This is a genomic window from Paenarthrobacter sp. YAF11_1 (assembly GCF_052113445.1).
GTDB lineage: Bacteria > Actinomycetota > Actinomycetes > Actinomycetales > Micrococcaceae > Arthrobacter.
The window spans coordinates 41,565-56,215 of record NZ_JBFRDF010000017.1; the positions used below are offsets into that span (position 1 = coordinate 41,565).

The 14,651-nt window shown below is 62.2% G+C and carries 11 protein-coding genes and 2 tRNA genes; 4 read left to right on the top strand and 9 right to left on the bottom strand.

What is annotated here, in order from left to right:
• Positions 1-79: 79 nt before the first annotated feature.
• Together valS and AB4Y77_RS20820 are read left to right on the top strand one after the other, a co-directional pair.
• Entirely contained in the window at positions 80-2,707 is a 2,628-nt protein-coding gene (gene valS, locus AB4Y77_RS20815; RefSeq protein WP_442015204.1) for a valine--tRNA ligase, read from the top strand.
• A 345-nt stretch (positions 2,708-3,052) separates the two neighbouring features.
• A complete protein-coding gene (locus tag AB4Y77_RS20820) occupies positions 3,053-3,928 on the top strand; it encodes an Fpg/Nei family DNA glycosylase (protein ID WP_311213024.1) in 876 nt (291 codons plus the stop codon).
• A 39-nt stretch (positions 3,929-3,967) separates the two neighbouring features.
• Here AB4Y77_RS20820 and AB4Y77_RS20825 read toward each other — a convergent pair whose 3' ends face one another.
• The 6 genes from AB4Y77_RS20825 to AB4Y77_RS20850 all read right to left on the bottom strand — a co-directional run bounded on the left by AB4Y77_RS20825 (position 3,968) and on the right by AB4Y77_RS20850 (position 9,222).
• Positions 3,968-4,597, bottom strand: a complete 630-nt coding sequence (locus AB4Y77_RS20825) for a mycothiol-dependent nitroreductase Rv2466c family protein (RefSeq protein WP_442015205.1) — start codon at positions 4,595-4,597, stop codon at positions 3,968-3,970.
• An 82-nt stretch (positions 4,598-4,679) separates the two neighbouring features.
• The gene (gene clpX / locus AB4Y77_RS20830; RefSeq protein ID WP_311213026.1) at positions 4,680-5,969 is read right to left on the bottom strand and encodes an ATP-dependent Clp protease ATP-binding subunit ClpX; all 1,290 of its coding nucleotides are present in this window, start codon (positions 5,967-5,969) and stop codon (positions 4,680-4,682) included.
• Positions 5,970-6,152: 183 nt separating this feature from the next.
• The gene (locus AB4Y77_RS20835) at positions 6,153-6,812 is read right to left on the bottom strand and encodes an ATP-dependent Clp protease proteolytic subunit (protein ID WP_024816918.1); all 660 of its coding nucleotides are present in this window, start codon (positions 6,810-6,812) and stop codon (positions 6,153-6,155) included.
• Positions 6,813-6,851: 39 nt separating this feature from the next.
• Positions 6,852-7,475 carry an ATP-dependent Clp protease proteolytic subunit gene (locus tag AB4Y77_RS20840; RefSeq protein WP_026542390.1) on the bottom strand — a complete coding sequence of 208 codons (624 nt, stop codon included), beginning with the start codon at positions 7,473-7,475 and terminating at the stop codon, positions 6,852-6,854.
• A gap of 220 nt (positions 7,476-7,695) precedes the next feature.
• Entirely contained in the window at positions 7,696-9,078 is a 1,383-nt protein-coding gene (gene tig, locus AB4Y77_RS20845) for a trigger factor (RefSeq protein WP_311213027.1), read from the bottom strand.
• Between the two features lie 69 nt (positions 9,079-9,147).
• Positions 9,148-9,222, bottom strand: a tRNA-Pro gene (locus tag AB4Y77_RS20850).
• A gap of 127 nt (positions 9,223-9,349) precedes the next feature.
• Between AB4Y77_RS20850 and AB4Y77_RS20855 the strand changes: the two genes are divergently transcribed.
• Positions 9,350-9,423: transfer RNA gene (locus AB4Y77_RS20855), tRNA-Gly, on the top strand.
• A gap of 45 nt (positions 9,424-9,468) precedes the next feature.
• Here the strand turns inward: AB4Y77_RS20855 and AB4Y77_RS20860 are convergent.
• The 3 genes from AB4Y77_RS20860 to AB4Y77_RS20870 all read right to left on the bottom strand — a co-directional run bounded on the left by AB4Y77_RS20860 (position 9,469) and on the right by AB4Y77_RS20870 (position 11,937).
• A complete protein-coding gene (locus AB4Y77_RS20860; protein WP_311213028.1) occupies positions 9,469-10,371 on the bottom strand; it encodes an Fpg/Nei family DNA glycosylase in 903 nt (300 codons plus the stop codon).
• Positions 10,371-10,853 carry a ribose-5-phosphate isomerase gene (locus AB4Y77_RS20865; protein WP_442015206.1) on the bottom strand — a complete coding sequence of 161 codons (483 nt, stop codon included), beginning with the start codon at positions 10,851-10,853 and terminating at the stop codon, positions 10,371-10,373. The genes AB4Y77_RS20860 and AB4Y77_RS20865 overlap by 1 nt, the downstream gene beginning before the upstream one ends.
• 79 nt (positions 10,854-10,932) lie before the next feature.
• Positions 10,933-11,937, bottom strand: coding sequence for a hypothetical protein (locus tag AB4Y77_RS20870; RefSeq protein ID WP_442015207.1), 1,005 nt, complete (start codon positions 11,935-11,937; stop codon positions 10,933-10,935).
• A gap of 133 nt (positions 11,938-12,070) precedes the next feature.
• On the opposite strand from AB4Y77_RS20870, the gene pepN reads away from it, so the two are divergent.
• The gene (gene pepN, locus AB4Y77_RS20875; protein ID WP_311213030.1) at positions 12,071-14,632 is read left to right on the top strand and encodes an aminopeptidase N; all 2,562 of its coding nucleotides are present in this window, start codon (positions 12,071-12,073) and stop codon (positions 14,630-14,632) included.
• The last annotated feature ends 19 nt before the right edge of the window (positions 14,633-14,651 follow it).

Below are 14,651 nucleotides of genomic sequence, written 5' to 3' on the forward strand. Positions count from 1 at the left end.
CACCACCTTATCCGGGGGTGCGCAGTCCTCCCCCGGCGGGCTGTAACCTGCGTTGATTCAGCCATGAAACAATTGATCCATGGCTGAATCAACGCAGGGTACAGACACGCCCGCCACCAACCCCATCAACGTTCCCGACAAGCCGGCCCTGGAAGGCCTTGAGGCTGCCTTGACGCAGCGCTGGCTGGATGAAGGAACCTACAAGTTCAACCCGGACACCACCCGGGAGCAGGTCTACTCGATCGACACTCCCCCGCCCACGGCGTCCGGCTCGCTCCACGTGGGCCACATGTTCTCCTTCACCCAGACGGACGTCCAGGCCCGCTACATGCGCATGACCGGCAAGAATGTCTTCTACCCCATGGGGTGGGACGACAACGGGTTGCCCACCGAGCGCCGCGTCCAGAACTACTACGGTGTGCGTTGCGATCCCGCCATCCCCTATCGGGCCGACTACACACCGCCCGCGCAGCCGGCCAAGAACCAGCGCGACTTCGACGTCGTCTCGCGCCAGAACTTCATCGAACTGTGCGAGGAACTCGCCGTTGAGGACGAGAAAGTCTTCGAGAACCTGTTCCAGACCCTCGGCTTGTCCGTGGACTGGGACCTGACGTACCGCACCATTGACGACACCTCGCGTGCGGTCTCCCAGCGCGCCTTCCTCGCGAACCTATCTGCCGGCGACGCCTACATGGCCGAAGCTCCCACGCTCTGGGATGTGACGTTCCGCACGGCTGTTGCACAGGCTGAACTTGAGGACCGCGAAGTTGCCGGCGCCTACTACCGCTACCCCTTCTTCACTGAAGCCGGCGAAAAGATCTTCATCGAGACCACCCGCCCCGAACTGCTGGCTGCCTGCGCGGCCCTGGTGGCAAACCCCGACGACGAACGGTACCAGCCGCTGTTCGGCAAGACCGTGAAGTCCCCGCTGTTCGACGTGGAGCTTGAGGTCAAGGCCCACCCCCTCGCCAAGGCGGATAAGGGCTCCGGCATTGCCATGGTGTGTACTTTCGGCGACCTCACCGACGTCACCTGGTGGCGCGAACTGCAGCTGCCCACGCGTGCCATCATGGGCCGCGACGGCCGCATCATTGCCGACATCCCGGAATGGATCACCACCGAGGCCGGCAAGGAAGCCTACGCTGCGATCGCCGGCAAGACCGCTTTCTCCGCCAAGGAAGCCGTAGTTGAACTGCTCAAGGCAGCGGACCTGCTGGACGGCGAACCGAAGAAGATCACCCACCCGGTGAACTTCTTCGAAAAGGGTGACAAGCCCCTCGAGGTTGTCACGTCCCGTCAGTGGTACATCCGCAACGGTGGCCGCGATGAGGAACGCCGCGAACGCCTGATCGGCCGAGGCCAGGAAATCACCTTCCACCCGGCCTTCATGCGCTCCCGCTACGAGAACTGGATCGCCGGCCTGAACGGTGACTGGCTGGTATCCCGGCAGCGATTCTTTGGTGTACCCATCCCCGTCTGGTACCCGCTGGATGCCCAGGGCAACCCGGATTACGACAACCCCATCCTGCCGTCGAACGACATGCTGCCCGTGGATCCCGCTGCGGACGCTGCTCCCGGCTTCGAGGAAGCGCAGCGTGACCAGGCCAACGGCTTCACAGGTGACGCCGACGTCCTGGATACCTGGGCCACGTCCTCGCTCACCCCGCAGATTGTGGGCGGCTGGAGCCGTGACGAGGACCTGTTCTCCAAGGTCTACCCGTTCGACCTCCGTCCGCAGGGCCACGACATCATCCGCACTTGGCTGTTCTCCTCGGCCGTTCGCGCTGATGCCTTGCAGAAGAATGCCCCGTGGAAGCACGCGGCCATCTCCGGCTGGATCCTGGATCCGGACCGCAAGAAGATGTCCAAGTCCAAGGGCAACGTTGTAGTTCCCACGGATGTCCTCAACGAGTACGGTTCCGACGCCGTCCGCTACTGGGCCGCCTCGGCCAAGCTTGGCGCGGACACTGCCTACGAAATTGCGCAGATGAAGATCGGCCGTCGCCTGGCCATCAAGTTGTTGAACGCCTCCAAGTTCGTTCTGAACCTTGGTGCCACCGAGAACTCCGTGGTATCCAGCGATCTCTCGGTGCTGACCAACCCGCTGGACCGTGCGCTGCTCGCGCAACTGTCCGACGTCGTTGCCCAGTCCACCAAGGCGCTTGAGAACTACGACTACGCCCGCGCGCTCCAGATCACCGAGTCATTCTTCTGGCAGTTCACGGACGACTACGTCGAGCTCATCAAGGACCGCGCCTATGGTGCCGCCGGGGAGACCGAACAGGCTTCCGTCCTTGCTGCGCTGGCGACAACGCTGGACTCGCTCCTGCGTCTCTTCGCACCGTTCCTGCCCTTCGCTACCGAAGAGGTCTGGGGCTGGTGGCGCGCAGGATCGGTCCACCGCGCAGAGTGGCCCGCCGCCTTGGAAATCACCGACGGCGACACCACCATGCTTGGCACAGTGGGCATCGCCCTGAGCGGTATCCGCAAGGCCAAGTCCGAGGCAAAGGTCAAGCAGCGCACGGAAGTGCTCTCTGCCTCCATCACGGCCTCTGAGGTTCTGGTGGCCCAACTGAAGGCCGGCCTGGGTGACTTGAAGGCAGCCGCCAACGCGCAGGAAATCACGCTCCAGTCCGGTGAAGGCGAGCTGACCGTCAGCGATGTTGTCCTGGCACCTGCCGAGGAGACCTCCGCCTCCCAGCCGTAGTCCCGAAAGTCACTGCGCCGATTGATTTCGGGCAAAGGGGAAGCCCCATCAGCGTTTTGCCGTTGGTGGGGCTTCGACTTTTCGGCTGTCTGGTGATGTCTTGACAGTCTGGCGGAATCCTAGGAATTTCAGGTCTTCCTACCTCATCACTGGTAGCCTGCTTCCAACTTTGCCAAAGGCTGCGTTGGTTGCAATCACTGAATCTTTGGTTTCCGTGTCCCTCTTCTTTCGAAGTGGGTAAGAACTATTGTTGTCCCGCTGAAAGCAATGCACAAGACCCCTGGAAGAACTACAAACCTGTAGTTCTCCTGCGCTCCGAGGGCCACTTGTGGCAGAGTATTGACCATGCCGGAACTTCCCGAAGTGCACGGCCTGTGCATGTATCTGGACACCCAACTCCGCGGAGCCGTGCTCAACGATGTCCGCATCAATTCCTTCTCGGCACTGAAGACTGCTGATCCTCCGTACAGTGTCCTCGAAGGCAGAAGCGTTCAGGGTGTACAACGCATCGGTAAATTCGTGTGCGTTGATGTTGATGGACTGTTCTTTGTCTTCCACCTGGCCAAGGCCGGCTGGGTCCGCTATACTGAGCACCCTTCATCTGCCGGATTGCGGATGGGCAAAAGCAACATCTCTGCGAGGCTCCTGCTGCACCGCCCTGCCGACGAAGCCCACATCGGCGTAGACCTGACGGAAGCCGGCACCAAGAAGAGCCTGGCCATCTATGTGGTGCGGAATCCCCACGACGTGCCGGGAATCGCCACACTGGGCCCAGAGCCCCTCAGTCCCGACTTCGACCTTGACGCGCTGGCGGCGATCCTTGGATCCAGTTCCCAACAGATCAAGGGATTGCTTCGGAGTCAGGGCGTCATTGCCGGCATTGGAAACGCGTACAGTGACGAAATCCTGCACGCAGCAAAAATCTCCCCTTTCGCCAGCGCCAAGTCCCTGGACCAGGCCACCGTGGCGAGGCTCTACGAGGCCATGCAGGAGATTCTGGTGGGAGCCGTCAACGCAGCCGCCGGCAAGCCATCCAGCGAACTCAAGGACACCAAACGCAGCAACTTCCGGGTGCACGCCCGGACCGGCCTTCCTTGTCCGGTGTGCGGGGACAAAGTAAGGGAGGTGTCCTTTGCGGACACCTCCCTGCAATACTGTGCCACCTGCCAGACCAACGGAAAGATCCTTGCTGACCGGCGGACATCGCGGTTCCTCAAGTAGCTCGCTGGGTGATTCCGGGAAGCCTCTTGAGTTCGGGAACTAGTTGAATTCCGGGCTTTCGCTGCGGCTGCGCTTCAACTCGAAGAAGTGCGGGTAGCCGGCCAGGGTCACCGTAGCATCCCAGATCTTCCCCGCTTCTTCGCCACGGGGAATGCGGGTCAGTACCGGACCGAAGAAGGCAGTTCCGTTGAAGGCGACGACGGGAGTTCCCACGTCCTGTCCTACCAAAGAAATCCCGGCCTCGTGGCTTGAGCGAAGTTTGGCATCGTACTCGTCCGAGCCAGCGAAGCGTGCCAGATCAGCCGGCAGGCCTACTTCGGCAAGCGCCTTGTGGATGACCGAGGCCCGGTCCTTGTTGCCCTCGTGGTGGATCTGCTCCCCCATGGCGTCATACAGTGACTTGACGTAGTTGGCACCGTGAAGTTCCTGGGCGGCGATGATCACACGTACAGGCCCCCAGCTGTCATCCATCATCGCCCTGTAATCGGCGGGAAGGTCCCGGCCCTCGTTGAGGACGGAAAGGCTCATGACATGCCATTCAGTCTGGATGCCACGTACTTCCTCCACCTCGCCAATCCAGCGCGACGTGATCCAGGCGAACGGGCAAACGGGGTCAAACCAGAAATCGGCCTTGTTGACGGTCTGTTCGGGCGCGGACTTTTCGGGCATAGGGAACTCCTCGGAAAAGGTGGGAAACGTGGCGTGGCAGAGCGATTCAACGGAACCGCTCCTTGTCTAGGCCAACAGGCTGCTAGGCCGACTTATTCCGACGCTTGGCCACCACGTCATGGGCGATCATGGTGGGCTGGGCCTTCTTCAACACAACATCAGCTGTGATGACCACAGCGGCTATGTCATCCCTGCTGGGGAGATCGAACATGACCGGCAGCAGGACTTCTTCCATGATGGCCCGAAGCCCACGGGCACCAGTGCCGCGTTCCAGCGCTTGATCCGCGATGGAGTCCAGGGCGTCGTCGTCGAACTGCAAGTCCACGCCGTCCAGCTGGAACATCTTCTGGTACTGCTTTACCAGTGCGTTCTTCGGGGTGGACAGAATCTGGATGAGGGCGGGCCGGTCCAGGTTGGAGACGGTGGTGATTACCGGGAGCCGGCCGATGAACTCCGGAATGAGGCCGAACTTCAAAAGGTCCTCCGGCATGACTTCGCCGTAGGTGTCCACGTTGTCCCGGGCCTCGTTCAGCGGTGAACCAAAGCCGATGCCTTTCCGCCCCGACCGTGAACCAATAATGTCCTCAAGGCCGGCAAAAGCGCCGGCCACGATGAAAAGCACGTTGGTGGTGTCGATCTGGATGAATTCCTGATGCGGATGCTTGCGTCCGCCCTGGGGAGGCACGGATGCAACGGTTCCCTCAAGAATCTTCAAGAGTGCCTGCTGCACACCTTCACCGGATACGTCGCGGGTGATGGATGGATTCTCACTCTTACGCGAGATCTTATCGATCTCATCGATGTAGATAATGCCTTGCTCGGCCTTCTTGACGTCATAGTCTGCGGCCTGGATGAGCTTGAGCAGGATGTTCTCGACATCCTCGCCGACGTAGCCGGCTTCCGTCAGGGCTGTCGCATCGGCTACGGCAAAGGGAACGTTCAGGCGACGGGCCAAGGTCTGGGCGAGATAGGTCTTGCCACAACCGGTGGGGCCGATCAGGAGGATGTTCGACTTTGCGATCTCCACATCCTCGTGGTGCGACCCCTCGCCGAGGCTTCCTGTCTTGGGCGCGTGGCCGGCCTGGATCCGCTTGTAGTGGTTGTAAACGGCCACTGCCAGCGATCGCTTGGCCGGTTCCTGGCCGATAACGTATTCCTGCAGGAAGTCGAAGATCTCACGGGGCTTGGGCAGTTCGAAGCTGCCGAGATCGGAAACTTCAGCGAGTTCCTCTTCAATGATCTCGTTGCACAGCTCGATGCACTCATCGCAGATGTAGACACCGGGCCCGGCAATCAGCTTCCGTACCTGCTTTTGGCTCTTTCCGCAGAAAGAACACTTCAGCAGGTCCGTGCTCTCGCCAATCCGAGCCATGTGGGAATCCCTTCGTTGCATGCGGGTGATGCGGCTCCGCGCCGTACTCAAGTGTGCGGCCAAGCCGCGGATGGCACCACCGTGACAACATCCACTCTAGGTCACAATGTGCTGCTTGGGTGGAAACAGAACGCCGGTGCGGTCCATATTTCGCGAACCGCACCGGCGTTCGAATTCCGTGTGCTACCGGGTGATTGCCTGCGGCTTGATCTTCCGGGAGTCAAGAACCTGATCGATCAGGCCGTAGCTCAAGGCATCAGCGGCCGTAAGGATCTTGTCACGCTCGATGTCGTTGTTGACTTGCTCGGACGTGCGGCCGGAGTGGTGTGCCAGCGTGTCCTCAAGCCAGGTACGCATGCGCATGACTTCCGCAGCCTGGATCTCGAGGTCGGAGGCCTGCCCACCCTGGCCACCGGACAGAGCCGGCTGGTGGATCAGGACGCGTGCGTTCGGAAGCGCCAGCCGCTTGCCCGGGGTGCCCGCAGCGAGCAGGACTGCAGCTGCACTGGCGGCCTGGCCCAGGCATACCGTCTGGATCTCCGGACGGATGTACTGCATGGTGTCGTAGATGGCCGTCATGGCCGTGAACGAACCACCCGGCGAGTTGATGTACAGGGTGATGTCGCGGTCCGGGTCCGTTGACTCAAGGACCAGCAACTGGGCCATGATGTCGTCGGCGGAGGCGTCGTCAACCTGGACACCGAGGAAGATGATGCGGTCCTCGAACAGCTTGGTGTACGGGTCCTGGCGCTTGAAGCCGTAGGGCGTGCGCTCCTCGAACTGGGGCAGGACGTAACGGCTGGACGGGAGATTGCCGGCAGACCATCCGAAGTTGTAGTTCATGTTCTTTACTCCTGGGGTTTCAGTGGTTCTTGGTGCCGGTTAGTTTTCGGAGTTCGACTCTGCGCCCGACTGGTTGGCCGTGCCGCCACCACCGGCAACAGAACCGGCGTGTGCCGAGATCTTGTCGAAGAAGCCATATTCCAACGCCTCGGCGGCCGTGAACCACTTGTCGCGGTCGTTGTCCTTGAGGATGGTCTCTACGGACTGACCGGTCTGCTCCGCCGTGAGTTCGGCCATGACCTTCTTCATGTGCAGGATCAGTTCAGCCTGGATCTTGATGTCCGAGGCCGTGCCGCCGATGCCGCCGGAGGGCTGGTGCATCAGGATGCGGGCGTTGGGCGTGGCGTAACGCTTGCCCTTGGTGCCGGACGACAGGAGGAACTGGCCCATGGAGGCAGCCAAGCCCGTTGCGACGGTGACGACGTCGTTCGGAATGAACTGCATGGTGTCGTAGATGGCCATGCCGGCCGTCACGGACCCACCCGGGGAGTTGATGTACAGGTAGATGTCCTTCTCCGGGTCTTCGGCCGAGAGGAGGAGGAGCTGGGAGCAGATGGCGTTGGCATTCTCGTCACGGACTTCAGAGCCGAGCCAAATAATGCGCTCTTTCAGCAGGCGGTTGTAGATGTAGTTGTCCTGGGCTGCGGGATCGACAGTTGCCATCCGGGGAGCCTCTGATTGCTGTGACATAAGTACTTACCTCTCGCTGGTGCCAGTGACCTCACTGAACTTCACTACTTGGACACTAACCGTTTTCCGTGGTGATTTGTTCGCCGGAATCGCGCTGTTCGCTGACGGCGCACGTCTGCGTTCAGCGCCCATGTTCAGCCTTAAAGCAAACCGGCCCCGGATCAGAAGATCCGGGGCCGGTCGAAGTCGTTGACTAGAACTTCACTGCTGCGGGGTCGTCGCTTGTTGCAGCGTCGGCTTCCTCAGTTGCCTCGACAGCTGCGGCCTCTTCGGCTGCTGCTTCACCGGCAGGGCGAACGAAGTCGGTGAGGTCAACCTTGTTGCCCTCGGAGTCGACAACCTCTGCCTGGCCCAGCACAACTGCCAGCGCCTTGCGGCGGCGGACCTCGGAAACCATCATGGGAACCTGGCCGCTCTGGTCAATGATCTGAGCGAACTGGTTGGGGTCCATGCCGTACTGGCTTGCGGTGGTGACGATGTAGTCGATCAGCTCGTTCTGGCTGACGTCCACTTCTTCCTTGTCCGCGATGGCGTCAAGGATGATCTCGTTCTGGAACGCACGCTCGGTGTTGGCCTTGACCTCGGCGCGGTGCTCCTCGGTGTCGTGGTCACCTTCGCCGTGGGCGTTCTCCGGGTTGAAGTGCGCTTCGATCTGCTCTTCGACCACGGAATCCGGAACCGGAACCTCTACGAGCTCAACGAGCTTGTCCAGGACCTTGTCGCGTGCTTCAACGCCCTGCTCGACAACCTTGGAGTCGGAAGCCTGCTTGGCGAGGTCCTCACGGAGCTCGGCAAGGGTGTCGAACTCCGAGGCAAGCTGAGCAAAGTCATCGTTGGCCTCGGGGAGCTCGCGCTCCTTGACGGCCTTGACAACAACCTTCACCTGAGCGGACTCGCCGGCGTGGTCACCGCCCACCAGCGTGGTGTCGAAGATTGCTTCTTCGTCGGCTGAGAGGCCGGTCACGGCTTCGTCGAGGCCTTCAAGCATGGTGCCGGCGCCAACCTGGTAGGACAGGCCTGCAGCGGAATCGATCTCTTCGCCATCAATGGTGGCGGTGATGTCGATGGTGAGGAAGTCGTCGTTCTTGGCGGGGCGCTCAACGGACTTCAGCGTGCCGAAACGGCCACGCAGTTCGTCAAGGGACTTCTCAACGTCAGCGTCAGAGGACTCAGCGGCGGCCACCTCGACCTTGATGCCGGCGTAGTCCGGCAGCTCGATCTCGGGGCGGACATCGATCTCCACCTGGAACTTGAGCTCGCCATCGGTGGACGTGGGGTCAGGAACCTCGGTGATTTCAACCTCGGGACGGCTCAGGGGGCGAACGCCCGTTTCCTGAACTGCAGCCTGGTACCAGCCGTTGAGGCCATCGTTGATGGCCGTCTCCAGGACGTAGCCACGGCCAACGCGCTGGTCGATCAGCTTGGTGGGAACTTTGCCCTTGCGGAATCCGGGAACTTGGATCTGCGAAGCAACGGTCTTGTACGCTGCATCGATGCTCGGCTTCAGTTCCTCAAAGGGAACCTCAACGTTGAGCTTGACCCGCGTTGCGGTGAGGTTCTCGACAGCGCTCTTCACAGTCTAAGTACTCCTGATTTTGTGGGTATGGGGTTCTGTCGCGTCCCTGAGGCGGACGCAAACACAGAGTCGGGGTGACAGGATTTGAACCTGCGACTTCCTGCTCCCAAAGCAGGCGCTCTAGCCAAGCTGAGCTACACCCCGAACGCACAGGACAGTCTACGGGCAAGCGAGCCAGGAATGCACATTTGACACCGCCGCCGGAATTAGGTTTAGTTGTACCCGGCTTGAACAGCCACCGGGAAGATGTCCTGAAAAGGAGATCCATCCTGGGGACGTAGCTTAATGGTAAAGCCTCAGTCTTCCAAACTGATTACGCGGGTTCGATTCCCGTCGTCCCCTCCAAGGGAAAACGCCCCGATCCTCGGATCGGGGCGTTTTTTGTTGCTGCTACACCTGGCAGCCCGGACACCAGTACAGCTTGCGCGCACCGATTTCCGTCATACCCACCGCCGTCCCGCAGGCCCGGCAAGGCATGCCGTCCCGTTTGTAGACAAAGTGGGCGTCGGCGTCGGGCGCTATTGCTGCGCCACCCGACCACAGCGTGGGGGGTGTCGTAACAATCCGTCCGTCACGAACGCCGTCGGACATGGTCCCTACTGTGTCGTCCCACAGCCGGCCAGCCGTTTCCTCGTCAATGGTGCTGCCCGGCGTCCAAGGATCGACGGCTTGCCGGAACAGCACTTCCGCCCGATAAATATTGCCCACGCCGGCCAAGACGGACTGATCCATCAGCAAGAGGGCCACCGCCGTTTTCCGGCGCCGCAGGCGGCGGATGAATTCTTCGCGGTCGCCGGGGCGGTTGTGCAGCGGATCAGGTCCCAGCCGTTCCATGACAACGGCAACTTCGGCCGACGTAATGGCGGCACACGTCGTGGCACCGCGGAGGTCGGCCCAGCCGTGGTCCGAGACCAGGCGGACACGGACAGCGCCCACCGGCGCTGGTGGGCCGGCGTAATCCTTTTCACGGGAGGCCGTTTCAACGGAGGCCGGCCCCGTTTCCCGCTCACCGATGCGTCGTGGCGCACCGATACTGGAGGCCCCGGTGAAGGAACTGTCCCCGCCGAAGTTCCACGCCCCGTACAGGCCCAAGTGGACGTGGAGGAAGAGATCGTGGTCGAACCTGAGGAACAACTGCTTCCCGTGGGCCATCGACTCAACCATGGTGTGCCCGCTCAACACCTGCGCGCCGTGGGTGAACCGACCCTGCGGGCTGGAAACGTCCAGGCGGCGGCCACCAAAAACATCCTGGAATTGGCGGGCCAGCCTATGGACCGAATGCCCCTCGGGCACTACTCGACGATTTCGCCGGTGGTTTCGTACACCGCGATTTTTCCGATCCGGCGAACATGGCGTTCATCGTTGCTGAACGGTTCCTCAAGGAAGGCTTCAATGAGCTCGGTGGCTTCCTGAACCGAGTGCTGGCGGCCGCCAACAGCGACGACGTTGGCGTCGTTGTGCTCCCGGGCCAGCTTTGCGGTGGAAAGGTTCCAGGCAAGCGCAGCGCGGACACCCTTGACCTTGTTGGCGGCAATTTGCTCACCGTTTCCCGAACCACCCAAGACGATTCCCAAGGCGTGAACGCCGGCTTCCTGGTCCGCTACGACAGCTACGCCGGCGTTGATGCAGAAAGAGGGGTAGTCGTCCAGGGCGTCGTACTCCTTGGGTCCGTGATCCACCACTTCGTAGCCCTTGGCCGTGAGGTGGCTGACCAGGTGGGCACTCAGTTCCATGCCGGCGTGGTCAGTAGCAATGTGGACGCGGGGTGTAGTCACAGGAAGTCCGTTCTTTCTGGCGCGCGGGGACGGCGTCTGGCCGGCCGCGGCGGTGAGGGATGCGCTACCTAGGGTACCGCTACCGGGGTTGTTGGGACTGTCCGTCATCCCGGGCACGGTGGGCCGCCCGGTTGAGGATCCCCGCCAGTTTGTCAGCTGAGGCCTGGGAGCCGGCACTGAGAGCCACCCGTCCCCCGTTAAGTTTCCTTACGACGACGGCAGGCCCGCTGGTGACCAGCATCGCCGTGGCGTCGTCGTGGTGCCGCCAGCCCCACCCGCCATAATCAGCCGCTTTGACGTCCGCCGGAGTTGCCCCGGCGATCTCGACGGCGGGGACGGTCAGGACGCGCACGATGCCACCGGCGAACACCTGCAGCCCTCCCCTGTCCGCCCGCACCCGGGCGAACAGGAAGCCAGCGCCTACCAGGGCAGCCACGGCCACCAAGGCGCCGAGCCAGGGGACGGCGACCGCAATCAAGGCCGCCGGGAAACCCGCGGAAACAATGATCATGATGAAGACAGAGCTCCGGGCATGTACCCACAAGCGAAGCGTGTCGCGGGCCAGGTCCGGGTCCTCGAGCAGGGTCAGTTCCTCCTGGAGGGCAACGTCATCCTCGCGGGTCCAGCGCGGGTCCGGCTTGAAGGCGAACATCATGACGACGCCCAGGGCCACCGCGGCGCCACTGCCCATGGCCAACACGATCGGGTCCACATGGGATTCACGCGCGTCCCCCAGCCCGGACTGTCCCACCAGTCCGGCTGCCACCACCGTAGTGATGAAGAGGCTCACCGTCAGGCCCAGGCCCATCATGACGCGTCTCATGACAACAGGCCTGGTAATGGACACCGCCTGGAGGAACACGGCCCATCCGCAGAAGATGATGAGGGCTGCGCCGCCCGCCACGTAGGCGCCGAACGGCGCGAACGAACTGCCGCCGTCGGCGTTCCATATGACGGCAACCGGGTTGGGCAGGTTGTTGCGCAGCATCTGGGCGCACACTACGAATCCGACGGCGAGGAGCAACGGAAAGGCGACCGCAAACCTCAGTGCGCGGAAATCGAGAGTGTCCCGGAACGATCCCATAATCCAACGCTACTCCGTGGGGCGACACTGTGGTGTTCCCTCCTTGCCTTCACGCCGTGGAGTGAAAGAATGGCTTCACACCAGCGTCCGGCCGCGAGTGGCCGGGCATCCCAAAATCTTCCGGAGGCACCACTTGCCAGGCCTGAACCTCACGCGCGACGAAGCTGCGATCCGCGCCCAACTGCTCAACGTCGAGTCGTACAACGTCACTTTGGACCTGACCAAAGGCCCCGAGGTCTTCGGCACCACCACTGTGGTGAAGTTCTCCGCGGCACCGGGATCCACCACCTTCATAGATGCCATCACCCACGCCGTTCACAGCGTGACCTTGAACGGAACCGATCTGGACCCGACGGAGGTCTCGGACGGCATCCGCATCCAGCTCCCAAACCTCGCCGCCGACAACGAGCTCGTGGTGGTCGCAGACGCCCCCTACATGAACACGGGCGAGGGCCTGCACCGTTTCGTTGACCCCGTGGACGGCGAGGTGTACCTCTACACGCAGTTCGAGGTTCCGGACTCCCGGCGCATGTTCGCCGTCTTCGAGCAGCCCGACCTGAAAGCAACCTTCACTTTCAGCGTCACAGCGCCGTCGCACTGGGATGTCATCTCCAACTCCCCCACCCCGGTTCCCGTTGAAGCTCCTGCCGGGGAAGACGGCAGCGCCCGGTCCGTGTGGGAATTTGCGCCCACTCCCCGCCTGTCCTCGTACGTCACCGCATTGATCGCCGGACCGTACCAGGCGGTTCGGTCCGAGGTCACCAGCGCCGACGGACGTGTGGTGCCGCTGGGAGTCTTTGCCCGCAAGTCGCTCATGCAGTATCTCGATGCGGACAACATCTTCACCCTGACCCGTCAAGGATTCGAGTTCTTCGAAGCCCAGTTTGGCTGCCCCTACCCGTTTGAAAAATACGATCAGCTGTTTGTCCCCGAGTTCAACGCCGGAGCCATGGAAAACGCCGGAGCCGTGACCATCCTGGAAGGCTACGTCTTCCGCGGAAAGGTCACCGGCGCCCAGATCGAGAGGCGCGCCATCACGGTCCTGCACGAGCTGGCCCACATGTGGTTTGGTGACCTGGTCACCATGCGGTGGTGGAACGACCTCTGGCTCAACGAGTCCTTCGCCGAATACATGTCGCACCTGGCCGCCGTGGAAAACACGGAATTCGACCGCGCCTGGACCACCTTCGCCTCAGTCGAAAAGTCATGGGCGTACAAGCAGGACCAACTGCCCACCACCCACCCGATCTTCGCGGAAATCAACAACCTTGAGGACGTTGAGGTCAACTTCGATGGCATCACCTATGCCAAGGGAGCTTCCGTGCTCCGGCAGTTGGTGGCCTGGGTGGGTCCGGAGCAGTTCATGGCCGGAGTCCGCACCTACTTCGCCAAGCACGCCTGGAAGAACACTGAGCTCGCCGACCTCATGGTGGAGCTTGAGGCCGCCAGCGGCCGCGACCTGGACGTGTGGGGCAAGCTCTGGCTTGAGACTGCCGGCGTCAACACCTTGGCTCCGGAGGTGACCGTTGACGCTGATGGGTCCATCACCGGCTTCGCGATCCTGCAGACCGCCATTGACGAACAGCCAACCCTCCGTCCGCACCGCCTCGCCGTTGGTTTCTACTCGCTTTCCGGTGAGGGCAAGCTGGAGCGTACCCACCGGGAGGAGCTTGACGTCGATGGCTCCCGCACGGAGGTTCCTGCCTTGATTGGCAAGGTACGTCCGGACCTGATCCTGCTCAATGACGACGACCTCGCTTACGCCAAGGTCCGTCTGGACCCGCATTCCCTGGCCACCGCCAAGGCGCACCTGAAGGACTTCTCGGCCAGCCTGCCGCGCACGCTGGTGTGGGGTTCGGCCTGGGATGCCGCACGCGACGGTGAAACCCCTGCCCGCGGCTACGTGGGCCTGGTCCTTGCCAACATTGCCCATGAAACGGATTCCTCGGTCATTCTGGTCCAACTTCGCCAGCTGGCCACCACCCTGACCTATTACGTGGCCGCCGAGCACAAGGCCGAGGCCACCATCGCAGCCGCAGAAAAGCTGTGGGAGCTTGCATCCTCGGTGGAAGCGGGCTCGGATGCCCAGCTGCAGTTCGCCAAGTCCTTTGCCCAGCTCGCGCGCAGCAGGGGCCAGTTGGACCGCATCCAGGCACTGCTGGACGGAACCGAATCGCTGGAAGGCCTCACCGTGGACCAGGACATGCGCTGGGAGCTCCTGACCGCACTGGTGGCCGGTGGACGCCAAGGCCAAGAACGCATCGACGCCGAACTTGCCCGCGACAACACCTCCAACGGTCAAAATGCGGCCGCCCAAGCGAAGGCAGCCATCCCCACCGCCGAAGCCAAGGCCGCAGCGTGGGACGCGATCGTTAATACCGGAGAACTCTCCAACGCGCTGCAGGCCTCGGCCGTTGCCGGCTTCATGCGGGTCCCCACCACTGCTTTGCTGGAGCCCTACGCCGATAAGTACTTTGACGCCGTGCCTGGAATCGTCAAAGAGCGCACTCACGCCCTGGCGCAGCAGATTGTGGTGGGACTCTACCCGGCGCAGCTCACGACGCAGGCCACGGTGGACCGCACGGACGAGTTCCTGGCGGCGCTTCCTGAAGACAGCGCCGCCCTTCGCCGGATGATGCTGGAGAACCGCGACGGCGTAGCCCGCGCCCTCCGCGCACGGGCTGCCGACGTCTAAGCCCGGCGTCTGACGGGGT